Genomic DNA, 21,015 nt, shown 5'->3' with positions numbered 1-21,015 from the left:
ATGACGACTCGTACGTATCAGTTCGGAAAGCACCGCCCTACGGGCTTGGTAGGCCGCCGCGACATGGGTGAACAGGTCGTACTCGGTGGTGGCGCGGTCGCCGGGATCCTCCTCGGCTATCTCTTCAGCGGTGCCACGGCCATCGCGGCAGTCGGCCTTGTGACGCCGATTCTGTTCGCGCTCGTTGTCGTGTACGCCCCGTACCGGCCGAAGGGCACGTCCCAGCGGCGCACGCTGTACCGGTGGTGGAGGATCAACCGCTACCACCGTCGTGCGCTGCGTCGTACGGGCGGCGTGTGGGTGTCCCCGGCGTTCGAGGCCGGCGTGCGCCGGGACGGCACGCCGCCGGACGCGGCGCTGGCCGAGCCTGAGGGCATCGCGGGGATGACCTGGGTCCGGGTCTCGGTACGCGGTCAGCGAGCCGCGGTCGTCCTCCAGCCGGAGGCCCGCTGTGTCACGGCCACCCTGGAGATCGCCTCCCCCGGCCTGGGCGGCAAGGAAGTCGCCGAACAGGTCGTCGCCCTGGAGCGCTGGGGCGAACTCCTCGACGCCTTCGGCAACGTCGACGAGCACCCGGTCAAGCGGGTTCAGGTCATCGCCCGGCAGATGAAGTCCGACCCCTACGCGCACCAGCGGTTCATCACCCAGCGGGACGAGTCCGCGGCGACGGCCGCAGCTCCGCAGTGGCTGAAGGACTCGTACGACGTGCTGGCCAACGCGGTGTCGACCTCGGCGGAAGAACACCGCTACTACATCACCATCCACGCGAAGTTCACCCGCGACCTGGCGGCCGAAGGCGCGGCCCGGGGCACGGGGGACGAGGGGATCGCAGCGGCGATGGCCGCGTATCTGGAGGAGCTTTGGTCACGCGCGGAGGATGCTGACCTGTCGGTGATCGCACCTCTTGATGAAGGCCGGCTGGCTGCGTTTATCCGCAACAGCTACGACCCGGACCACGCCATCTGGGACACCGAGCTCCCACCGGCACACGCTTTCCCGCGCAACGTCGATGTCCGTCCGGGCACACATGTGGCCACCCGGGCCGCGGGCTCAACGAACCAGTGGTTCCATGCCACTGCGGCCGTCGTCGGCTGGCCCACCACACCGGTCGGCCCCGACTTCCTGGCGCCCCTGTTGATCGGCATGCCTGACGTGATCCGAACCATCGCGATCACTCAGCAGCTGGAGCCGAACAACAAGGCCGTGGAGCGCATGCTCGCCGAGGACACCAACAACCAGGCGGAGATGGACCGCGACCGCAAGCGCGGCAAGAACATCGACCCGCGCGACCAGATCGCGGCGAACGCCACCGGCTCGCGAGGCATGGCCCTGGCCCAGTCCGGTGCCGCCGGGTCCGCAGTAGTCGGCTACATCACGATCTCCGCGCGCAGTGCTGAGGAACTGGAGCGCATCAAGCGCACGACGGCTTCCCGTGCCCGCAACGCCCAGCTCCGGGTGGAGTGGCTCGACCTCGAACACGCTCGCGCCTTCGCCACCACGCTGCCCTTCGCCGGAGGCGTCAAGTGACTGAGCTTCTCGATCTCGCCCCTCTGTCCCCGATGTATGAGACGGTGCGCCGCCCGCTCTACACGGAGACGACCACCAGCCAGGCCCTGTACCTGCCCATCGCGCCCCCGACCCTGGGGACCGCGGGGGCGATCATCGGCCGGGAACTCTACTCCGGCAAGGCGTTCATCTACTGCCCCTTCTCCGCCTTCGGGGATGGCTTGCCCGGCGGAAACATGCTCGTGGTGGGTGACACGGGCCGGGGCAAGTCGGCGCTCGTCAAGACCTACGCCGCCCGGCAGATCCGTCTGGGCCGTCAGGTGGTGGTGCTGGACACCAAGGAGCAGAAGGAACGGGAAGAGGGTGAGTGGGCCGCGCTGGGCCGCTCGCTGACGGGCAAGGCCCCGGTTAAATTCGCTCCAGGCGGCGGGCGCGGCGCCTCCTGCATCAACCCGATGGACCCCGCGATTGCGGGCAAGCGACAGATCGAGCTCGTTCGGACGATCGTGGAACTCGGGCTCGGTCAGCCCCTGGACGAGTTCGCCGGCTCGGCCCTGCGCCTCGCCATCCGCCGTGCCCGTCAACGGGCAGGCGACGCTGGACGCACACCCGTCCTCGCTGACGTCGCAGCCGCCCTCCGGTCCCCGGAGGGAAGCGACGCACTGGCCAAGAAGCGGACGCGGGAGGAACTCCTCGCCGACGGGCTGGAAGCGTCCTACGTCCTGGACCGGCTCTGCGGCAGCGAACAGGACGCAACCGGCGACCTCACCGGCATGCTCGACGGACCCACGAGCCTCGGCGTGGATCTCGACACAGACATGATCGTCTTCGATCTCACGAAGGTACCCAGCGGCGGCGTCGCCATGACGATCCTCGTCGCGGTGATCTCGGTATTCCTCGAAGAGGTCTGGCTGCGTCCACGGTGCGAATGCGGCTCCGCTCCGAGCCAGCACGAGCGTGTGGTCGTGGACGCGCATTCCGGGGCATGGGAACTCGGGGGGAACCCGGAGTCCGGATGCCGCCGCTACACCCAGCGCAAAAGGATCCTCGTCTGCGAAGAGGCATGGCACATCCTCGGAACGCCCCAACTCGCCTCTCTGCTGGAGAAGTTCCTCAAGTTCGCGCGAGGCTACGGTCTGTCCTGCATCTTCATCGTCCACCACTTGTCGGACATCGACGACAGCCCGGAGACCCAAGCGGCGCTGAAGATGGCGGACACCATCGTCATCTACTCGCAGAAGAAATCCGAGGCGGAAGCGACGGTGTCCCGGCTGGGCCTGCCGTCCTGGACGGCGGAGCACATCATGCGCCTGCGCCGCGGAATCGCTCTGTGGAAGGTCGGCGAGGTCATCTATCCCGGCGTCCAGCACCTCTTGGTCGAGGCCGAGCAGCACCTGTGCTTCTCCTCCGGCTCGATGACCGACCTGACCAGCACATCTCCGGACGCCGAATGACCAGGTACCGCCACCTCTCCGCCGCCGACCCCTTCCACGCAGATTCGGAGCGTGCCCCTTCCATGACCACCACCACCGACGAGACCACGTTCCCGACCGACGAGCACGCGGTGCGTCAGGACATCGACCAGCTGCACGCCGAAGCTCTCGCACTCGCGGGTCGTACGAAGGCGCTGGCCACCGTGCTGGACCACGGGGACTACTCCGCCGCCGGGGGCCGCGTCCGTACGGCCGTCGCCCACATCTGGCGAGCTGCCGAGGACCTTCACAGCGCCTTCCACACGGCGCCGCCGCGCTGTGCCGGCCCCGACGCGTCTCTCTCCCGGCTGTGCGGCCGGCGGATGCGCTACCTCGCGGCCCGCGTCGCGCGGAGGGCCGAGTAGTGGACGTCATGCCCAGTGGGACCGCCCTGGCTCTGTATGCCCTGACCGTCGTGTGCGCGGTGGTCCTGGTGACGGTGTGGGTCCTAATGAACCGGGGCCGACGCAATGCCGGATTCGCAAGCAAGGGGCAGCTGAAGCGCCAGATGTCGGCCAAGGCGGTCCTGAGAGCCACGGAGATCCGCCCTTCCCTCACGCGCGGTGACGACCAGCCCGCTCGTGTATCAGCGGTGAGTCTCGCGAAGGACCGCTCCGTCGGTCGTTGATCCGCCCTTTCCTCGCCCTACTTTGTTCCGGAGCACGTCATACACCACCTCCTTGATCCTTACGACTTCGGCTATTCGCTGGGAACCTCGCAACGCCCGAAGGGTGTTGAGCTGTGGTCTCGCGCTGACAAGGCATGCCGGGTCATCGGTCCCATGGGCAGCGGAAAGACTCTGCGTTTCTTCGCTCCGACCATCCGCAACTGGGCCGGTCCGGTCCTAGCCACCTCAACCAAGCCCGACCTGGTCGAACTGACCCTCGACGCACGGCGGCGTGACGGCCGCCCCGTCATGGTCTTCGACCCGCAGAACATCGCGCCCTCCCTCCCGAAGTTCCGTTGGACGCCGATCAACGGCGCATCCGAAACGGAGGTCGCGATGATGAGGGCCAAGGCGTTCGTCGCGGGATCACGGACTCCCGGTTCCGCGGCGCAGTCCAGCGAGGGCAGCGCCTTCTACAAGGGACAGGCATCCAAGATCCTCGCCGCCTTCTTCCACGCCGCCGCCCTCGACGGCGCTAACCTCAACTGGGTGCTGAAGTGGGCCCGCAAGCTCACGGATCCCGCCCCCCTTGGCATCCTCAACGCCCATCCCGGCGCCGGCCCCGGCTGGGCGGACATGCTTCGCACTGCCACCACAGGAGATAGCCGCACCGTCGGCAACACCGCCTCGACCCTCGACGCGGCCCTCGAACCCTTCATGCACCAGACGGTGATCCGCGCTCTCCAAGGAGACGGAGAGGACGCTACGGACTTCCACGAGTTCCTTGACGCAGGAGGCACTATCTACCTGCTCGGCAAGGACTCGGAGGTGAACAGCGTCGCACCGCTGACCACGGCGATAGCCGAAGACCTGCTCGACCTCGCCGAGGCTCACGCCATCGCCTCCCCGGCCGGACGCCTCGACCCGGCCCTCCTCGCCGCCCTGGACGAGGCACCGAACATCGCGCCCATCCCGAGCCTGCGCCAGCGCGTCGCCGACGGCCGTGGTCGAGGCATCACGGTCATCTACGGGCTTCAAGCTTGGGCCTCCGCCCGAGCCCGCTTCGGAGAGGACATTGCGAAGGAGCTGGCGGCGTTCACCAACAACGTCGTGGTCTTCAGCGGGGACAAGGACCCGGCCTTCCTCAAGGACATGTCCGACCTGTGCGGTCAGGTTGAACGGGAGCGGACAACTAAGACCACGACTGGGGGAGACCGCGGCGGCCACTCGACCGCCACGCACATGGCACTGGAACCGGTCCTGCGCGGGGACGAAATCAGGGGGCTGCCGGAAGGACACGCTCTGGTCCTCGCCGACAACCTCCCGCCCATCGTCACGCGTCTCGACGGCATGTGGACCTGGGAGTCCTGGACCGAGATCGAAGGTCACGTCCGCGACCTGCGAGCTGCGAACGAGGTGGAGCGCTCACGGCAGGCCACGACGAAGAAGAACCAGGCCAAGGCTCACGCCGCCGCGTGGGCTGACCGCGAGGGGGCGGCTGCCGCATGACGAATCTCCTTGCGCAATTCGAGCCCTTCCCCGAGCCGCCCGCGCTGATCTTGGAGTACATCGCGGAGCGGAGCGCGGAGGAGTCCGTGGTCGATGGCCCCGCTCCGTGGGATCTGGGAGCCCTTCCAGCCGAGTTGATCGCTCCGATGCCCACATGGCTCGACTCCGTGTGCCGCTGGCTGAACTGGACGTATGCCTGGCAGCCGCAAGACGTCATCCCACCGTGCTGGACGCAGCACGAGGGCCTTGGGTACGAGATCGCGGCCCTGGCCCTCGCCCGAACCGATGCCTACGCGGACGCGGGCTCGACCGTGATCTGGCACGAGCAGTACGACCGGTTCCTCACGCGGATGAACAAGGCCCTCGGCAAGGCTGGCGACGAATGCCGCGTCGGACGGCACGAAGACCGTCCAGCTCGCTTCCAGCTCGCAGCCTGGCCCTCACAAGCCGATGGGGGCCGCGAAGAAGCCGAGCCTGCGGGACGAGCCGAGGAGATGGCGAAATGATGACGAACCCCGACATGGTCTTCTCGGCGGACCCCCGACATGGGTTGGTGGCGCGGAGCGGCTGGGAGAAGGAAGAAGCTCGAACGGTGCTCCGCGATCTCGGCTGGGAGTGGGTGGAGGAACTGCACGCTCTCCTCCCGCCGGACGACGTGCCACAGGTCGATGCCGCGGTTCAAGCGGTGGCAGAACTGCATCTGCACGGCCACCGCACCGGTTACGCGGTGGGACCTTACGGCGCCATGCGGCTGACCCTGGCCCGCGCGGAGCAGGTGTTTACAAAGGTCGCTGGTCGGGAGACCTCCGAGGCTCGACCAACCGCAGCCACTCAAAATGATCAATCCACAACGGCGAAGCAGCAACAACAGTCGGCGTACGGCGACGCAGTTGTCTCAGGGAGCCCCGTTTCGCCTGAAGGCCCCGGGGCCCCGTTGATCTAGTGCCGCCGCGGAGCCCTGGGCGGCAGCCCGGCCTCTGATCAGGCCCGGACGGCGGCGAACTCCCTGCCGGAGACGGCACCTGGATCGCTGATCATCGTGCGGGCCTCGCGAGCGGCGAGCGTGACGCCGTTCGACGATTCGAACCCGGCCTCCCGGTGGGCGCGCTGATAGCGACTGATCGATGCCCGCATAATGACGCCCGTGCTGAGCCCGAGGAGAATGACGACAGCGAGCGACCCCAGCGTCAAGAATCCGGTATCGATGCCGGCCCAGGCCGACACGATCCCGGCCACGAGCCCTGCGAGAGCCACGTAGGCCAGGTAGAGGAGGACCCTGGACCTTCGCTCGCCGGAGGCGCTGGCATGCTGCAGCCCCTGCTCCATGGCATCGAGCTGCTCGATCTTCGGCGTCCACGTCGTCGCAAACTGCTGGAACAGCTGTTCGTGCTCCGCGCTGCCCCGGGACCGCTGCTTGATCACCGTTCCATCTGCGGCAATATGCCACTGGATCGTCCATGGCTTCTTCTGTTCCACGCTTCACCCCGCCATATCAGTAAGCGACGGCCTTCACCTCGCCACGTCGGCGACGATGCTACTTCTTCCTGGCACGCCCCGATCCGCTCTCCGGTCAGGGCCTCTGGCCGCCCACACCCAGCCGTTCCTGCTCCTCCTCGATGATCCGGCGGGCGAGCTCGGTGTCGGACACGTTCACCGCGTCCAACGTCGCCTCGGCCCGGCGACAAGCCGGTGCACGCGGACCGGTCCGACCCGGCCCATACGGTGGGCACGCGCCACCGCCTGGTGCACGAGGGCCGTGTCCGGCGTGGCGCGCTATCTGCCCAGGTCCGGCAGAAATCCGTCCGCCCACACCCGGCCGACGCGCCACCAGTCGGAGCATCCGAAAGCTCTCCGCAAAGCCCCCCGCCGAACCACTCGCGAGCCATGGGCGAACAGAGACCCGCCGGGGCAATAAACGAGATCAACAGAGGTTCAAAGATGGGCTCTGAGCCGCCTCCAGCATGATCGAGTTGTTGGAGACTCCTGTGTCGGGCTGAGCACGGGCACTACATGATCCCTTTCCAGTGCCAGGGTCGTGGTTCTGCTCGGCCGCGCAGACAGTCGACGCGGTATTGAGCCTCGGCCCGCCACTCGGGGCGGGTTGCGGCGTGCTGGGCCGCATAGGTGGTCATGCGCAACTCGCGGGCTCCTGCGAGTAGTTCGTACCCCTCCCACTGCGTGACGTCCGTGCCGTACGCCGTGCAGAACTCGGCATACTCGGCCCGAGTAACTGCGCTGGTCGTCGTCATCTTGACCGCGGTGGAGACGAGATCCCACTCCGGCGGGCCGACAGAGACCCGTTCGAAGTCCATCAGGAGCGGCCCGGCCGCGGTGCGGGGGACGTTGCCGACCCACGCGTCACCGTGCACGACGCATTCGCGCAAGCCTACGGGCCTGCGCTCCCACCAAGCGCGGAGTTCCGCGTGCCGATGCCGCAGCCAGCCGCGATCTTCTTCGGACAGGGACGTCGCCGCGTCGATCCGCTCGGTGACCCGTACAAAAGGGTCGAGCCGGTCCAGTGGAAAGTCCGGCACGGGCAATGGGTGGAGCATCTTCAGCAGCGTGACGACGTCTCGGACGGTGCCGTTCTCATGCGGCGGGAGCTCGACCCAAAATGTCACCGGGCGCCCCGCGGCCTCTACAGGCTGCTCGATCGGCAGTGCGCGGACGGCCGGCACGTCGTTGTCGGCGAGCCAGCGGGCGACGCGGACCTCACGGACAGCCGCCTTCCACTGGCCGGCGCGGGCGATGCGGACGATCACCTTCCCTGGGAGGCGCCATATCTCGTTCTCGGCCATGCGAACGGGCTCGGCGCCTGCCGGGTTGAAGCCAGCGGCGCCGCACGCTTCTTCCAGTATGGTGCGGGTGGGGCCATCCGAGAGCGTCATGCCTGCAAGGTAGCCGTGATGCGCTGGCGCAGGTGCGCCGCCTCTTCCAGCGTGCGGTGCTGTCCGGCGAATCGGCGAAGTTCCTTCAGATCATCGGCTGCCCTCTGTGAGGTGAGACGGCCGACATCGGTGAGGGCCCTATGGCCGAGAGCAATGGCCTGCATCGGGTCCCCCTTCGCCATGACGAGCGACGCCAATTTCGTACCGGAGATCCCGCGCGAGCGGGCGTAGTCGTCGCTGTGTCCGGCTACCGCCTTCGCGAACCGGTCCGCAGCCCGCCCTGGGTCCTGCTCAGCGTGGATGGCCAAGTCCCACAGCGCGTGTGCCGTGTCGCCGTGGTGCTGCGCCTCGTCGTAGTAGTGCATCCACGTCGGGTCTTCGGCGGGGTTCGAGTGGGCGAAGGCGTCATCGGCCTCGCCGACTGCGGCCATCGTGCCCTGTATGTCGTGCATCTTGCCGAAGGCGCGTGCGCGAGCGCTGTGCATCATGGCCCGGATCGTCGGGGTGAGCCGATCGGAGCGGACAAGGCCCTTCTCCGCGTACGTCAGGCCCGCGTCCGGATCGCCGAGCCAGGTCGCCTGACGGGAGAGGAATGAGAACGTCTTCGCGCGGAGCCACCAGTCGCCGGCCTCCTCCGCGCATTCGGAGGCGACCTTGAAGGCGACCCGGGCCTCGCCGTGAGAGTAGGCGTCGAAGTGGGTCGCACCGACGACTATTCCCAACCTCGCGATGCTGCTGAGGAGATCCGGGCGGAGCTGCTGCGGGCAGTCGACGGACAGCAGCCGTACGGCCCATGCCAGGGAGCGACTCGCGAAGTCGCCGACCAGACCCCCACCGCCCTGGGTGTTGTCCCAACGGTGGATGCCGTCGGCGATGAGACGGAGGTGATCGAGTTCCTTCGGCCGAATCCGCTTCGGGATCTCGGGTGGTGCAGTCGGAGCTACGAGGCCGGCGAGGTCTATCGGGGCGATGGCGGCAAGGCTGGTGTAAGCCAGAAAGGCGCGTCGGTCCACTGGCGGAACGCTCCCAAGTAGCGCGGCTGAGGTCTCTCCGCCCAGCATGCGGCCTCGGTGGACCTGAATGGCGCCCTCCACGGGCCCTTTGCGGGCACTATCCGCATCAGCCCGCTTTTTATCCGCATCACCCCACACCATCCCCCACGCGCGGGTGAGGACTCCGCCCGTTTCGAGGACGGCGTCCAGGCGCTCGGCGAGGTCCCGTTGGCACCGGTATATGCCCTTCTCAATCTTGGAGATCATATCCGGGCTGACCTGCACCATCGGCCCCAACTGGGCAGCGGTCAGGCCGGGTTGTCGCTTGCGCCAGTAGCGCAGTTCAGCGCCGAACCACTCCTGTGGTGAGGCGTCGGGGTTGAGCTCCTTCTCGGGCTGCGGCATCAGCGTCCCCTAGGTCGTGATGCGGATATCTCAGGTCTCCGCATCCGGATCTGCACGCGGGTCTCGCGGCCTGACTGAATGGTTGCCGACCGGTTCCACCAGTACACACCGCAGTCAGACCTCATTGGTGGGGATTCCGCCAGACCGAAGTGGATCTGAGATGGCCGACCTCCTCTTGGAAGTACCAGCTGCGCCAGCAACCAGCGTGCGTGCGATGACGCGCAGCAAGCCGGGACGGCTGGAGATAGACCTCGATGTCACCCCCGAGGCCGTGCCCAGCGTCCGAGCCATCATCCGCGCCCACTTGGAACTGTGGGGCCTGTCCCGCCTGAGTGGCCGTGTCGCGCTGACGGCCACGGAGCTGCTGACAAACGTCCTACGGCACACACAACCTGACGCGCGTACGGGGGCCAGGGGCGCGCGGCTAATGGTCACGCGATTGCCCGGAGCGCTGAATATCTGCGTACGGGACTTCGATGTCGCTCTACCACAGCTCGCCCACGCTGGCCTTGAGGCCGAGCGCGGCCGAGGGCTGCAACTCGTTGTGGCCTCCGCTGACGACTTCGGATGCTCGCTCATCAACGGCGGCAAGGACGTGTGGGCCAACTTCCTTATCAGCGACAGCGATGCAAATGAGAGCTCGCAGGGGCGTGAGGCGTCGTGACGAGTTCGCTTACGTCCAGAGAGCAGGGGCCGGATGCATCCGGCGGCGGCAGGCTTGAGGCAACGGGGGTCACGACCCTGCCAGAGCGCCAGCTCGCCATTACTCACTGGCTCCTCGGCGCCGCCGTGGAGCAGGACCTTGCGCGTAGCCAATGGGAGGACCAAGGGGGGACCGCGCTCCTTGCCTGCGGCGGCATCCTGGCCGCCGTACGGATCCCCGCTCACATGGTGTGGGCTGTGGCCAAGACGGACGAGTTGGAAAAGGTGGACGCCTTCCTCCATCAGTGGTTCGACGGCGGCGCGGTGTTCATGGACCTCCACGCACAGCTGTACTACGCCCTCGTACCCGGGAGCGCCGCCTGGCGATGGAATGACCGGGACTTCCCCGGCGTGGAGTGCCTGCGCAGTGACAACTACCTCGGTGTTCCGGCGATCCGGCTCACTAAGCCGAAGGGGCGCGCGTACTGGTGCCGCCCGATGGATTCCCCCGGGGACCTCTGTTTCGTGGACGAGGTGGAGGAGCTGGTCCGCCACGGGCGAGCGGCCCGGGCAGAGGGAGGCAGCCAGTGAACGTGCAGGCTTTGACTCCGGTGCGGAGACCTGGTGTCGCCTCGTCCTCCCTGTGGCGAATCCGTCTGACCTTCATCAGGGCGTAGACGGCGGACTCGCGTCGCGAATTGCCCGTTAACCCACTCACCGACCTATCGGAGATCCCCTCCTATGTCTGACCGCGTGTCCCCCACTCGCCCGGTCACCCACCGCCGCAGACGAGACCGCCGGCCTCGGGTGGACCGTTACCTCTTCGATGAGGTGGCTGGCGTGTTGGCCGCGCCGCTTGTGTCCATCGTTGCGCTGTGGGGCGTGGTCCTCGGCGCCGCGTGGCTGTACGAGTTCAGCCTCACGCAGATCGCGCTTGCTCTCGGCGGCGGCCTCGTCATCACCGGCCTGGTGGGCGTCTCCCGGATACGGGCCGTGGCCCTGTCTCTTCAGCAACAGCGTGCCGCCGACTTCGAGCGGATCGCGGAATCGGCGAGTGCGGCCGAACAGACCATGATCTGGACAGCGGAGCAGCTCTGCCAGGGTGCCCGGCCCCCGCTCCCCCAAGAGCCTCAACCGGCTGGCGACGACCCGCTTGAGAGGGTCATCGAGCTGATCGGCAACCTCCAGGTGCAGGGTGCGGGCGCCTTGCTGCGGACGCACGACGAGTCGCAGGCGGCGGTGCTCGTAGCGATGCACCGGACCCTCACGCGGCGCCAACACGTGCTGATCGACGAGATGCTGGATCACCTGACCCGTCTACAGACGGCGACCGAGGACGCAGAACTCCTGGACCGAAGTTTCAAGATCGACCACCTTGCGACGCGGCTGCGTCGCATGGTCGAGAGCGTTTCCGTCGTCCTCGGCGGCCAGTCCCTGCGCGAGACGCGGGCGCCTGTGCAGGTCGCCACGGTGTTGCGCGGCGCGAAGGCGGAGGTGGTCAAGTACAAGCGAGTGCAGACGGTGCCCGGCGACGTCGGCAGCAGGTTCGCGCTGCCCGCGCATGTGCACCCCGACATCGCGCACTTGCTCGCCGAGCTCATCGACAACGGCTTGGAGCACTCCGATCCGGCAACCAAGGTCACCGTCAGTGCGCAGAAGGTGGCCCACGGCCTGCTGATCGAGGTTGAGGACCGGGCAACGCTGCTGATGGACTCCCACAAGCGGGAGGTGCTCAATCAACTCCTGGCCGACCCGGCTCAAGCCGATGTCGCAGGCCAGGTCCGCGCTGGGAACCTCGGCCTGATCACTGCCGCGAAGATCGCCGCCAAGTACGGCCTGAAGGTCTGGCTGGCGATGAACCCGATGGGCGGGACGACCGCCAACGTTGTCGTCCCCAATCAGTACCTCGTGCCGACCACGCCCACGATCGGCACCATCACGGTCTCTGCCGCCCCCGTCCCCGCCGGCCCGCAGCTGGCGTTTGCGGGAGCCGCCCAGCAGCCCGCGCGCCCGGCGCCCAGCACCGCGCGCCCTGCGGAGCAGGCTGGCAGCGGCAGCGCATCCCCTCTGCCCCGGCGCCGACGGGTGGCCAGGCCGATGCCTGACCAGGCGGCCGGCGAGCCTGCGGCGCCGGCCCCAGCCGCGAACCCCCAGGCCCTGGCCGACTGGCGTGCGGGCCTGCGCGCTGGGATGAGCACAGATCCAACGCCCGACACGCCCGCCTCCCCCCAGTCCTGACCTCGTTACCCCGCAGGAAGCGACCCGCCATGACCCACGATGTGAACGCCGCCCCCGTGATCTCCCCCGAGGACGTCAAGGAGGAGATGACGCGCCTGATCGACGAGTTCGTAGAAGACACCCCCGGTGTCACGCACGCCCTGCTGGCCTCCCGCGACGGCATGAAGCAGGTCGTCCCCTCGCACATGAACTCCACCAAAGCGGACGAGGACTGGACCGACGAACTGGCCGCGGCGGCCTCGGGCTTGGCGGCCCTGGCCAAGGGCGTCGCGGGCCCCACAGGCGACAAGCGGCCGGTGCAGCAGATCCTCATCGAACGCGACGACGCCCTGTTCCTCCTCACCGAGGCCGGGGTGGGAAGCGCGTTCACCGAGTCCGGGAAGAGCGTCGCGACGGTGCTGATGGTGCTGACCCGCACGGACGCGAACGTCGGCGCCGTCGCCTTCGCCGTCGGGCGTCTGGTGCAGCGGTTCTCCCCATTCATGACGACCCCGGTCCGCGCCCACGACGGCCAGGGCGATGGTGCCGCATGAATTCCCCGACAGGCCAGGACTCGTTAGAGGCTGAGGCCCTGGAGGACACGGCCACCATCGTCCGGCTGTACGCGGTGACCGACGGGCGCACCCGCGCCCGTCACCACCTCAGTCTCCACACCGTCCTGGGCCCCGGCCGCCGTCCGCCGCGCCCCGGACTCTCCGAGGAGAGCGCCAGGATCGTCGAGCTGTGCGGCCAGCGGCATCGTCCGCTCGCCGAGCTGGCCGGCGTCCTCGCACTTCCCGTGACCGCGGTGAGCGTGCTCGTCTCCGACCTGATCGACGCGCAGGCTCTGGCCTTGCCCATCCCGGACCGGCGCAGCGCAGGCAGCGACCTGCAACTACTCCAGGCGATCAGCGCCGGGCTCAGGCGCCGGCACCCCAACGCGACCGCGAAGGCCGGGTGACTCCCATGACCCAGTTCCCGCCCCCCGCCAACCGGGCCATCGCCAAGCTGGTCATCGCGGGAGGCTTCGGCGTCGGCAAGACCACCGCCATCGGCTCCGTCAGCGACATCACACCGCTGCGCACGGAGGAAGTCCTCACCACACAGAGCACCGCGACCGACAGCCTCCACGGCATCGAGGACAAGACGACCACGACGGTCGCCTGCGACTACGGCCGCGTCGGCTGGGACGACCCCGACCCCGTGGAGCTGTACCTCTTCGGCACACCAGGACAGCCCCGCTTCTGGAGCTTCTGGCACGACCTGTGCGAAGGGGCGCTCGGCGCCGTGGTACTGGCCGACACCCGACGGCTGGAGTCGAGCTTCCCCGCGGCCGACTTCTTCGAACAGCGCCGCCTGCCCTTCGTCATCGCCATCAACCGGTTCCCCGGAACCGAGACCCGGACCCTGCCCGAGATCCGCGAGGCATTCGACGTGGACGAGCAGGTACCGCTGATGTTCTGCGACGCCCGCAACGCCGATTCCGTGGCCGGGGTCCTGCTCACCCTGGTCCAGCACATCACGCGCATCACATCCGCCCACTCCACCCTCCTGGACGCATGATGACCCACCCCCCGCAACACCCGGCCCCCACCGTCCCCATCCCCGCCCCCCGCACGGCCCAGGTCCAAACGTTCACCGATGACCCGGGCACCGAACTCGCCGAGATGCAGCAGCGCCTGAACAGGTTCAGCGAGCTGGGCATCCGCCTGGAAGGCCACGAGGTACTCGACGACATCGCCACCGACATGGCCCAGCGCAGCGGCTTCATCTACGCCATGGCGAACGCGTTCGGCGAAGAGCAGACCTTCCTCGGCCTGTACCAGCCGCCGCCCGACGCCGGCTACCCGATCGTAGGACGCACGATGAGCCGCGGCCACGGCTACTGCCCCGAGGTCGTGCAGCGCAAACGGGGCCTGCCCCTGCCCGACGTAGCCGCCTCCCCACGCTTCCAGAGCAACCACGTCGCCGACGCCATCGGCATCCAGAGCTACTTCGGCAGCCCCGTCATCGACACCGACACCGGCCTCGTCCTGCTCACGTTCTGCATCATCGACCCCGAGACACGCACCCTGAAAGACGCGAACCGGCTCCAGGCCATCGTCAAAGACGCCGCCCAGACCACCGCGGACGTACTCAAGATCAAAACCCCTGGTCCCTGACACCAAAACCCCTCCGTGCCCCCACACGCGGATCCGGCCGCACCCCGCTTTGCGACCCCACACAGGGAGAGGTAGACGACCATGCCCATCACCGGCACCCCACCCCTGGCTCTCCGCCCGTACCTCACCGCCGCCCACGAGCAACTGTGGGCTGAGGCCGAAGAGTTCGCCTCCGAGCACGTCGCTCCCCGTGTGCCTCTGATGGAGGCCGCCCCACACCGGCTGGAACGCGAACTGCCCCGCCTCATGTCTCACAAGGGCTGGTTCGGGGTGACGATCCCCGAGGAGTACGGGGGGATGGCGGCGGGGCACGTCGCCAAGACGGTGCTGATCCACCGCATCGGGGTGGTCTCCGCCGCCGCGGCGGCGATCCTCCAGGCCACCCTGATCCCCGTCGGCGCCATCTGCCACTGGGGCACGGTCGAGCAGAAGCAACGGTGGCTGCCGAAAGTGGCCGCCGGGACCATGCTGGTGTCCATCGCGGTCACCGAGCCGGATACGGGCGGCCACATCGGCGGTTGCCAGACCGTCGCTGAGCTCGTCGGGGACGAGTGGGTCATCACCGGCGAGAAGATCCACATCGGCAACAGCCACATCGCCGGGCTCCACGTCGTCGTCGCGCGTACGGCCCAGCCCGGCGTCACGGCCTCCGAGGCGCTGACGGCTTTCCTGGTCGAGAACCAACGCGAAGGGCTGAGCCACGGTACGCACCGGGCGCGCCTCGGCCTGCACGGCTTCTCGGCCGGGCGGCTCATCCTGGACGGGGTGCGCATACCCGCGGCCAATGTCCTCGGCGAGGTCGGCCAGGGCCTGTATGTGGCGCAAAGCGCGAGCATCCTCTACGGCCGCCCCAACCTAGCCGCCGTGAGCCTCGGCATTCACGAGGCACTCGTCGACACCACCGCGCGCTTCCTGAGCACCCGGCCCCGCTACGGGGGCTACCTGTCCGACCACCCCGTTGTCCAAGACCGCCTCGGCGAGATGCAAGGCCGCCTCCAGACCGCCCTGACTACCGCCTACAGCGCCGTCCATCTCCTCGATAATCATGTGGCCTGCGACAACCTGCTCATCGGCGCCAAGCACACCAGCCACCAGCTCGCCGCCGAGTCCGCATGGGACGCGATGGAGCTGCACGGCGCACACGGCCTGGACGGCGACTACGAGCTCCAGCGCCTCTTCCGTGACATCCCGCACGCCTATTCACCCGCAGGCACTGGCGAGTTCCAGCGTATCCACCTCGCCAAGGCCGCCCTCGGAACGACCCCCCGGCAGTGGAGCGAGCACTTCGCGGCTGACACCGCCTGACGCCAGCCGACACCAGACCTCGCCCCCGCATGACCCTGCACGGCAGGCCAGCCACTCCCGTCCCATGCTTCAACCACCAAACGACTTGTTCAGGTAATCCATGACGAATGACGACCTGCTGGTAGCGGAGGGCAATCCGCTGCAGGCAGTTGAGAACACCGCCAGTCGGCTCACGATGGCACCGCCCGAACTCACAGAGCGGCAGCGGAAAATCATCGCGTTCATCGGCGACGCAACCCTAGAGCGGGGATACCCGCCTTCCCTGCGCGAAATAGGCGACGCTGCCGGGCTGGCAAGCACCTCATCCGTGACCCACCAGCTCGACCGATTGCAAACGATGGGGCTGATCGCCTATGACGCGGGCCGCCCACGCTCGTACCGAATAGTCGCCGACGTGCCCGCAGCGCCAGCGCCGTCCCATCCAACCCCGAGACACACCGAGTGCTGCCACCAGCACGGCGGTGCCATATACGGAGAGGAACCCATTGTCCTCAGGGTCGTGCTCGATCGCGCTCACCGCCAGGCCCTGCTCGACGGAGCACTGCTGACCGTGCAACAGCTGCCGATAGTTGACGCCCACACCATCACATTCCCTGGCCGTGCCCTCTTCGGCCAGGTCACAGACTTCGCCTACCCGGTGGACACCCCTCACCCGTGAGACAGCCAATCTCTTGCCCCTTACTGCCCTGCCCACCAGCCACTGACGCCCGAAGCTGACGGGGAGCTGATGCTCTGATGCCCGACACCCCACGCCTGGACTGTCCGCCGTCCGGCACCGGCACGCCGCCGGCGGCCGAGCTGCGGCAGCACCTGGACGACGCCTTCGTGGCCGCCCGGCTCGCCGCCCGGGTCGATGTGGCGCCCGGCGGCGCCCTGGACCTGACCCTTCTCACGGCCGGCAGGATGCCCTTCGACCGTGACCCGGAACAGGCCAACGCCTGGCTCACCGAAAACGGCATCGAAGCCAGCGCACGGTTCGACGATGCGATGGACCTCGTGATCAGACTTCCCACCGCCGAGGCTGTTCACCAGCTGACCGAGCTGACTCTCGACGCCCGCATCGTCACGCATGCCGCCGCCGCAGCTCTGGACGGCGCACTCGCCGCCCACTGCCTGATCTTCGAGGTCAAGGTGAGGGGACCTGGCCAGTTGAGCCTCGTCCTCCACGACTCCGAAGGCGCGGGCACCGTCCCCGCCTTCGCCGCACTGTTCGGCGCCACGGGCATCGACGCCGAGCTCGACCTCGCTCGTGCCCGCGGCATCCGCCGGATCACCGACCGGCTCGCCTGGCTGCTCACCGGCGTCACCAACTCCCTCGTACAGGCAGAAGGGGCCCCGGGATGCCGGCATGAACCCGACCGAGTGGAGCTTTATCTCGACCCCGGCCAGGCCGATCTGCTGACCCAGCGGCTCGAACAGGCCAGTGTCCCCTGACCAGAGCATCACCTGCTGACTCCCGTGCGCAGCAGCCTCGTTGCCATCCACTGCCGCGCACAGGTTCCACTCCCTGTCGCCGAGAAGGCCCCTAACTCCCCTCCCGGCGGCAGGAACCTGCCCCCTCGTTCCCTGGATCGGCCGGTGGTCCAGGGAACGAGGGCCAGCCCGGCCCTGTGCTCGCCGTGCGTGGGGTTCTGCGGTACAGGGCCGGGAGCCTGCCCCGGCTGCGGGCACACGACACACCTGCCAGCGAGGAAACACCCACCGATGAATACGACGACGCGAACGACCCACACCGGCCTGCCGGAAGACTGGTTCCTGCGCCCTGCGGTCGCGCGGATCAACACCTTCCTCACGGGCGGAAGCGACCACTACAAGGCCGACCGACAGCTGGCCAGCCGCCTCCTGCGCTCGGCTCCGTGGCTGAAGGACATGGTGACGATCAACCAGCGGCACCGGCCCCACGCCGTGACTGTCCTCGCACGCGAACTCGGGATCACTCAGTTCCTGGACCTGGGATGCGGGCTGCCCTCCAGATGGAACCGCGCACTTGAGCGCCACGAACCCGCCCTGACCTATGAGGCCGCGGTCGGCGTCCACGCGGCCTCCCGCGTCGTCTACGTGGACAACGACCCGATGGTGTTCGCCCTCACCCGCTTTCTCCTGGGGGAGACCGCGACCGCCGCTCTCCGGGCCGACATCCGCCAGATCGACGAACTCCTCAACCACTACGAGATCCACTCCACCCTCGACCCCAGTCACCCCATCGCCGTGCTGGCCCACGACCTGCTGCCATGGGTGGACGATGAAGCGGCTGCCGCGGCCATGACCGCCCTGCGGGAGTGGCTTCCATCTGGCAGCGCGATCTCCATCACCCACGCGAGCACCGATATGGAGCCGCAGGCGATGGACAGCCTCGTCGACCACTACGCCGAGGCCGGCATCACCTACCGGCCACGCCAGCTCAAGCAGATCCGGTCGCTGCTGGGCTCATGGACCCCTCTCCCGCCGGGCCTCGTCCCGACCGCGCAGTGGCGTAGCGGGAGCATCCGTTGTCTGCCGTCCGCCGAGCACTCGCACGCCTACGCCGCCGTCATCACCTGCCCATGACCCAATCGCCCGTCCGCTGGACAACGGCCGGCGGGTTCCCTCCTGTCACCGAGTTGTGCCAGCAGATCACCCACGCACGCCGAGGAGTTGAGCAGTGACCACAACGACCATCTCCAGGATCATCCTCGCCCCCCGAGAGCGACAGGTCCTCGAAGGAGTGGCCGACGGAAGCACGCTCGCCGCGGTCGCGCTGAGCCTCAAGATCCGCGAGAGCACAGCAACGGGCTACCTCAAACTCGCCAGGCGCAAGCTCTACGGCGTGAGCGAGAACGCCGCCGCACTCGCCGTCGGCTACGCCACCCAGGCCATCACTAGGCCGGAAATGCTGGCCCCCGAGGCCCTGGACGTTCCCCGTGAACAGCGAGAGATCGTGCCTCTCATCGCGCGGGGAATGGCGGCTGCGCAGATGGCCACCGAGCTGAAACGCCCGGTCGACATCGTCCGCCGGGACGGCCGCGACCTGCTGCAGAACCTCAAGGCCCAGAACCGCGCCCACGCCATCACCCGCGCGTGGCAGTACCAGATCCTGACCGAAGATCAGGTGATCGCATGGCTGCGCTGACACCGGCCGTCCCCGACAAGGCCGAGATTCTGCCGCTCGTGGAGACGACGCTCGCCTGGGACCTCAGGGGCCCCCACCTCCCGTCCATCGTCGTCGCGCTGAACATGGTCGAGAAGTTCACCGAGTTCGGCCGGGCCGCCGCCGACGACCTGCGCACCGGGTGCCTGAGTATCCCCGCCGACTCGGAGGCGGGGATCGGTGCGCAAGCCACGCTCGGCCAAGCCGCCGGGCTGCTGTACCTGTCGCCCCCGCACGCCAGCCAAGAGCTGGCGGCGCACCGCGCGCAGAACCTCGCCCATCTCGTCCATCGCCTGGTTGAAACCGCCGAAGAAGTGCGTCAAGAACAGGAGCGTTCCGCGGGCGGGAATCCGCAGCACGCGCGTGGGGAGAGGTCCCCTCTCACTGTCCTCTCCCCACGCGAATCGGCCCAGCGAGAAAGAGGGGGGAACGGCGGTGACGATCTCTGAGACCGCTCTTCAGCCGAACTCCGACAGGCACACCGACCGGCGGCGCCAATCCGTTCTCAGTACGGAGCCCTGGTTAGCGTCCTCGCCGACCACAAGGACGAGCTGGGCTGCCGCAAGAACCGACACCAACGGAAGTAGGGAATTGGATGACTTCAACGGATGACTCGCCTGTTCGCGATCCCGACACGCTGCGTGCGGACATGGTCCGCGCCCTCCGTGACCAGGACGCGATCACGTCCGACTCGGTGGCTGCTGCCTTCGCCGCAGTGCCCCGGCACCAGTTCACGCCGGAGGCGTCCCTGGAGGTCGTTTACGATCTCCACCGGATTGTGCCGGTCAAGAAAGACGAGAACGGCCTAAACGTCAGCGTCATGTCCGCCGCCCACCTTCAGGGTGTGATGCTGGAGCAGGCCGACATCGCGCCCGGGATGAGGGTCCTGGAAATCGGCTCGGGCGGCGTCAACGCCGCCTACCTCCAGGAACTCGTGGGCAGCGACGGTGAGGTCACCACGGTCGACATCGACCGCGACATCGTCGACCGTGCCCGCCTCTTCTTGGACGAGGCCGGATACCGGCAGGTGAAGACGGTCCTCGCCGATGGCGAGACCGGCGTCCCCGACGGGGCACCGTATGACCGGATCGTCGTCACCGCCGCGGCGTGGGATATCCCCCCGTCGTGGATCGACGGGCTCACCGAGAAGGGCCGGCTCGTCGTCCCGCTGACGGTGTGCGGCACGACCCGCTCGATCGCCTTCGACCGGGACGGTGCGGGCCTGCTCAGCTGCTCCTACCGCCTGGCTCACTTCGTACCCATGCAGGGCGAGGGCGCCGCCGAGGAACGCAAGGTGATGCTGCGAGAGGGCGTCGTCGTGCAGACCGACGACGTACGAGTGCCCCTCAACGCGCAGGCGCTGAACCATGCCCTGGACACCCCCGGGCTGGTGCACTGGTCGGGGGCGGCTTGGGATCTGCCGGACGAGCTGGACCTGTACCTCACGCTCAACCTGCCGCGTGCGGTGCGGCTGCACGCGGCCAAGGACGTCATCGAGCAAGGGCTGTTGACACCGGCGGTCCAGTTCGGGGTACCCGCCCTGGTCAGCGAGGACAGCATCTCCTACCGCACCCGCCGCGAGAACGAGGACAGCGGCGGCTTCGAGAGCGGTGTCATCGCCCACGGCCCGCAGGCCGAAGCCCTCGCCGACCAGTACGCGGGGCTGCTGCGCCGCTGGGCCCAACACCACCGTCGCCGGGGAGCTGCGACGTTCCGGTACCTGCCCGGCCCCGCCCCGACGCCGCTGCCCCAGGACGCCGTGCTGCGTCGCCACGGGATCGTCACCGCGTCCTGGGCCTAAGACTCCGGGGCCCACGAGGGCTCCGGGACCTTGCACCTTCCATCCACGGGCACGCGTCGCGATGGCCGAGAACGCCATACTCTCCGCCCTGCAAGACCCCCTCCACCTGGACAAGCTTCCCGAGACCGGGCTGTGCCACGGCATGGCAGGGCTCCTTCAGGCGGCGTGGCGGATGGCCACCGAGACGGACAGCCCGGAGATCGCCGCGGAACTGCCGATCCTGACCAACCACCTTGTCACCGCGCTCGACCAAAGCGACCCCAACCCGGAACTCCTCGATGGACCTGCCGGAGCAGCACTCGCTCTGCACACCGTGGGCACAGGCCGCGCGCCCGCTCCGCACTGGGACACCTTCCTCGCTCTGGCGTGATACCGCACCTAT

Annotated in this window: 24 protein-coding genes; 21 read left to right on the top strand and 3 right to left on the bottom strand. The window is 68.2% G+C overall.

Going from position 1 to position 21,015, the window contains the following annotated elements; all coding sequences use genetic code 11:
• The 6 genes from AQJ67_RS24690 to AQJ67_RS24660 all read left to right on the top strand — a co-directional run bounded on the left by AQJ67_RS24690 (nucleotide 1) and on the right by AQJ67_RS24660 (nucleotide 6,037).
• A complete protein-coding gene (locus AQJ67_RS24690; RefSeq protein WP_062721260.1) occupies nucleotides 1-1,527 on the top strand; it encodes an SCO6880 family protein in 1,527 nt (508 codons plus the stop codon).
• The gene (locus AQJ67_RS24685) at nucleotides 1,524-2,960 is read left to right on the top strand and encodes a P-loop NTPase family protein (RefSeq protein WP_062721259.1); all 1,437 of its coding nucleotides are present in this window, start codon (nucleotides 1,524-1,526) and stop codon (nucleotides 2,958-2,960) included. The genes AQJ67_RS24690 and AQJ67_RS24685 overlap by 4 nt, the downstream gene beginning before the upstream one ends.
• Before the next feature lie 62 nt (nucleotides 2,961-3,022).
• Nucleotides 3,023-3,343 carry a DUF6238 family protein gene (locus AQJ67_RS24680; RefSeq protein WP_244190580.1) on the top strand — a complete coding sequence of 107 codons (321 nt, stop codon included), beginning with the start codon at nucleotides 3,023-3,025 and terminating at the stop codon, nucleotides 3,341-3,343.
• A gap of 416 nt (nucleotides 3,344-3,759) precedes the next feature.
• Complete coding sequence (locus AQJ67_RS24670) at nucleotides 3,760-5,094, top strand: type IV secretory system conjugative DNA transfer family protein (protein WP_244190579.1); 1,335 nt, start codon at nucleotides 3,760-3,762, stop codon at nucleotides 5,092-5,094.
• Nucleotides 5,091-5,600, top strand: coding sequence for a hypothetical protein (locus AQJ67_RS24665; RefSeq protein WP_062721255.1), 510 nt, complete (start codon nucleotides 5,091-5,093; stop codon nucleotides 5,598-5,600). Before AQJ67_RS24670 ends, AQJ67_RS24665 begins: the two co-directional genes overlap by 4 nt.
• Complete coding sequence (locus AQJ67_RS24660) at nucleotides 5,597-6,037, top strand: hypothetical protein (protein ID WP_244190578.1); 441 nt, start codon at nucleotides 5,597-5,599, stop codon at nucleotides 6,035-6,037. The genes AQJ67_RS24665 and AQJ67_RS24660 overlap by 4 nt, the downstream gene beginning before the upstream one ends.
• A 38-nt stretch (nucleotides 6,038-6,075) precedes the next feature.
• On the opposite strand, the gene AQJ67_RS24655 is transcribed toward AQJ67_RS24660, so the two are convergent.
• The 3 genes from AQJ67_RS24655 to AQJ67_RS24645 form a co-directional block, all read right to left on the bottom strand.
• Nucleotides 6,076-6,570, bottom strand: coding sequence for a hypothetical protein (locus AQJ67_RS24655; RefSeq protein ID WP_159058820.1), 495 nt, complete (start codon nucleotides 6,568-6,570; stop codon nucleotides 6,076-6,078).
• Between the two features lie 530 nt (nucleotides 6,571-7,100).
• Entirely contained in the window at nucleotides 7,101-7,982 is an 882-nt protein-coding gene (locus AQJ67_RS24650) for an aminoglycoside phosphotransferase family protein (protein ID WP_079056140.1), read from the bottom strand.
• Nucleotides 7,979-9,379, bottom strand: a complete 1,401-nt coding sequence (locus tag AQJ67_RS24645; protein WP_079056139.1) for a helix-turn-helix domain-containing protein — start codon at nucleotides 9,377-9,379, stop codon at nucleotides 7,979-7,981. The genes AQJ67_RS24650 and AQJ67_RS24645 overlap by 4 nt, the downstream gene beginning before the upstream one ends.
• A 214-nt stretch (nucleotides 9,380-9,593) precedes the next feature.
• On the opposite strand from AQJ67_RS24645, the gene AQJ67_RS24640 reads away from it, so the two are divergent.
• The 15 genes from AQJ67_RS24640 to AQJ67_RS24570 all read left to right on the top strand — a co-directional run bounded on the left by AQJ67_RS24640 (nucleotide 9,594) and on the right by AQJ67_RS24570 (nucleotide 21,003).
• The gene (locus tag AQJ67_RS24640) at nucleotides 9,594-10,043 is read left to right on the top strand and encodes an ATP-binding protein (RefSeq protein ID WP_063807357.1); all 450 of its coding nucleotides are present in this window, start codon (nucleotides 9,594-9,596) and stop codon (nucleotides 10,041-10,043) included.
• A gap of 236 nt (nucleotides 10,044-10,279) precedes the next feature.
• Nucleotides 10,280-10,612: a hypothetical protein gene (locus tag AQJ67_RS47775; protein ID WP_159058819.1), complete on the top strand. Its 333-nt coding sequence runs from the start codon at nucleotides 10,280-10,282 to the stop codon at nucleotides 10,610-10,612.
• A 216-nt stretch (nucleotides 10,613-10,828) separates the two neighbouring features.
• Nucleotides 10,829-12,259 (top strand): ATP-binding protein, encoded by a 1,431-nt coding sequence (locus AQJ67_RS24630; RefSeq protein ID WP_062721252.1) that lies wholly within the window; start codon nucleotides 10,829-10,831, stop codon nucleotides 12,257-12,259.
• 29 nt (nucleotides 12,260-12,288) lie between these two features.
• On the top strand, nucleotides 12,289-12,792 hold the full coding sequence (locus AQJ67_RS24625; RefSeq protein WP_062721251.1) for a roadblock/LC7 domain-containing protein: 504 nt from the start codon (nucleotides 12,289-12,291) through the stop codon (nucleotides 12,790-12,792).
• The gene (locus tag AQJ67_RS24620) at nucleotides 12,789-13,199 is read left to right on the top strand and encodes a DUF742 domain-containing protein (protein WP_062721250.1); all 411 of its coding nucleotides are present in this window, start codon (nucleotides 12,789-12,791) and stop codon (nucleotides 13,197-13,199) included. Before AQJ67_RS24625 ends, AQJ67_RS24620 begins: the two co-directional genes overlap by 4 nt.
• A gap of 5 nt (nucleotides 13,200-13,204) precedes the next feature.
• Complete coding sequence (locus tag AQJ67_RS24615) at nucleotides 13,205-13,801, top strand: GTP-binding protein (protein ID WP_062721249.1); 597 nt, start codon at nucleotides 13,205-13,207, stop codon at nucleotides 13,799-13,801.
• Nucleotides 13,798-14,400 carry a GAF domain-containing protein gene (locus AQJ67_RS24610; RefSeq protein WP_107122973.1) on the top strand — a complete coding sequence of 201 codons (603 nt, stop codon included), beginning with the start codon at nucleotides 13,798-13,800 and terminating at the stop codon, nucleotides 14,398-14,400. The genes AQJ67_RS24615 and AQJ67_RS24610 overlap by 4 nt, the downstream gene beginning before the upstream one ends.
• Before the next feature lie 81 nt (nucleotides 14,401-14,481).
• Nucleotides 14,482-15,705, top strand: coding sequence for an acyl-CoA dehydrogenase family protein (locus AQJ67_RS24605; RefSeq protein WP_062721247.1), 1,224 nt, complete (start codon nucleotides 14,482-14,484; stop codon nucleotides 15,703-15,705).
• 100 nt (nucleotides 15,706-15,805) lie between these two features.
• Nucleotides 15,806-16,363 (top strand): LexA family protein, encoded by a 558-nt coding sequence (locus AQJ67_RS24600; RefSeq protein ID WP_062721246.1) that lies wholly within the window; start codon nucleotides 15,806-15,808, stop codon nucleotides 16,361-16,363.
• 77 nt (nucleotides 16,364-16,440) lie between these two features.
• Nucleotides 16,441-17,139 carry a hypothetical protein gene (locus AQJ67_RS24595; RefSeq protein ID WP_062721245.1) on the top strand — a complete coding sequence of 233 codons (699 nt, stop codon included), beginning with the start codon at nucleotides 16,441-16,443 and terminating at the stop codon, nucleotides 17,137-17,139.
• Nucleotides 17,140-17,409: 270 nt separating this feature from the next.
• The gene (locus tag AQJ67_RS24590; RefSeq protein ID WP_062721244.1) at nucleotides 17,410-18,252 is read left to right on the top strand and encodes an SAM-dependent methyltransferase; all 843 of its coding nucleotides are present in this window, start codon (nucleotides 17,410-17,412) and stop codon (nucleotides 18,250-18,252) included.
• 94 nt (nucleotides 18,253-18,346) lie between these two features.
• A complete protein-coding gene (locus AQJ67_RS24585) occupies nucleotides 18,347-18,814 on the top strand; it encodes a LuxR C-terminal-related transcriptional regulator (protein ID WP_062721243.1) in 468 nt (155 codons plus the stop codon).
• Complete coding sequence (locus tag AQJ67_RS24580) at nucleotides 18,802-19,281, top strand: hypothetical protein (protein WP_062721242.1); 480 nt, start codon at nucleotides 18,802-18,804, stop codon at nucleotides 19,279-19,281. The genes AQJ67_RS24585 and AQJ67_RS24580 overlap by 13 nt, the downstream gene beginning before the upstream one ends.
• Before the next feature lie 146 nt (nucleotides 19,282-19,427).
• A complete protein-coding gene (gene fxlM, locus AQJ67_RS24575; protein ID WP_062721241.1) occupies nucleotides 19,428-20,633 on the top strand; it encodes a methyltransferase, FxLD system in 1,206 nt (401 codons plus the stop codon).
• A gap of 61 nt (nucleotides 20,634-20,694) precedes the next feature.
• On the top strand, nucleotides 20,695-21,003 hold the full coding sequence (locus AQJ67_RS24570) for a glycoside hydrolase family protein (RefSeq protein WP_062721240.1): 309 nt from the start codon (nucleotides 20,695-20,697) through the stop codon (nucleotides 21,001-21,003).
• Nucleotides 21,004-21,015 lie beyond the last annotated feature (12 nt).

The organism is Streptomyces caeruleatus (assembly GCF_001514235.1).
GTDB classification, from domain to species: Bacteria; Actinomycetota; Actinomycetes; order Streptomycetales; family Streptomycetaceae; genus Streptomyces; species Streptomyces caeruleatus.
This window is presented reverse-complemented; position numbering and strand designations above follow the sequence as displayed.

Excerpts from the sequence above, each read along its gene's own strand:
- AQJ67_RS24610 (WP_107122973.1), top strand. The coding sequence starts at position 13,798 with ATGATGACCCACCCCCCGCAACACCCGGCCCCCACCGTCCCCATCCCC.
- AQJ67_RS24615 (WP_062721249.1), top strand. The coding sequence starts at position 13,205 with ATGACCCAGTTCCCGCCCCCCGCCAACCGGGCCATCGCCAAGCTGGTC.
- AQJ67_RS24640 (WP_063807357.1), top strand. The coding sequence starts at position 9,594 with ATGACGCGCAGCAAGCCGGGACGGCTGGAGATAGACCTCGATGTCACC.
- AQJ67_RS24580 (WP_062721242.1), top strand. The coding sequence starts at position 18,802 with ATGGCTGCGCTGACACCGGCCGTCCCCGACAAGGCCGAGATTCTGCCG.
- AQJ67_RS24570 (WP_062721240.1), top strand. The coding sequence starts at position 20,695 with ATGGCCGAGAACGCCATACTCTCCGCCCTGCAAGACCCCCTCCACCTG.
- AQJ67_RS24650 (WP_079056140.1), bottom strand. The coding sequence starts at position 7,982 with ATGACGCTCTCGGATGGCCCCACCCGCACCATACTGGAAGAAGCGTGC.
- AQJ67_RS24670 (WP_244190579.1), top strand. The coding sequence starts at position 3,760 with ATGGGCAGCGGAAAGACTCTGCGTTTCTTCGCTCCGACCATCCGCAAC.
- AQJ67_RS24690 (WP_062721260.1), top strand. The coding sequence starts at position 1 with ATGACGACTCGTACGTATCAGTTCGGAAAGCACCGCCCTACGGGCTTG.
- AQJ67_RS24665 (WP_062721255.1), top strand. The coding sequence starts at position 5,091 with ATGACGAATCTCCTTGCGCAATTCGAGCCCTTCCCCGAGCCGCCCGCG.
- AQJ67_RS24620 (WP_062721250.1), top strand. The coding sequence starts at position 12,789 with ATGAATTCCCCGACAGGCCAGGACTCGTTAGAGGCTGAGGCCCTGGAG.
- AQJ67_RS24595 (WP_062721245.1), top strand. The coding sequence starts at position 16,441 with ATGCCCGACACCCCACGCCTGGACTGTCCGCCGTCCGGCACCGGCACG.
- fxlM (WP_062721241.1), top strand. The coding sequence starts at position 19,428 with ATGACTTCAACGGATGACTCGCCTGTTCGCGATCCCGACACGCTGCGT.
- AQJ67_RS24605 (WP_062721247.1), top strand. The coding sequence starts at position 14,482 with ATGCCCATCACCGGCACCCCACCCCTGGCTCTCCGCCCGTACCTCACC.
- AQJ67_RS24645 (WP_079056139.1), bottom strand. The coding sequence starts at position 9,379 with ATGCCGCAGCCCGAGAAGGAGCTCAACCCCGACGCCTCACCACAGGAG.
- AQJ67_RS24600 (WP_062721246.1), top strand. The coding sequence starts at position 15,806 with ATGACGAATGACGACCTGCTGGTAGCGGAGGGCAATCCGCTGCAGGCA.
- AQJ67_RS24590 (WP_062721244.1), top strand. The coding sequence starts at position 17,410 with ATGAATACGACGACGCGAACGACCCACACCGGCCTGCCGGAAGACTGG.
- AQJ67_RS24680 (WP_244190580.1), top strand. The coding sequence starts at position 3,023 with ATGACCACCACCACCGACGAGACCACGTTCCCGACCGACGAGCACGCG.
- AQJ67_RS24625 (WP_062721251.1), top strand. The coding sequence starts at position 12,289 with ATGACCCACGATGTGAACGCCGCCCCCGTGATCTCCCCCGAGGACGTC.
- AQJ67_RS24660 (WP_244190578.1), top strand. The coding sequence starts at position 5,597 with ATGATGACGAACCCCGACATGGTCTTCTCGGCGGACCCCCGACATGGG.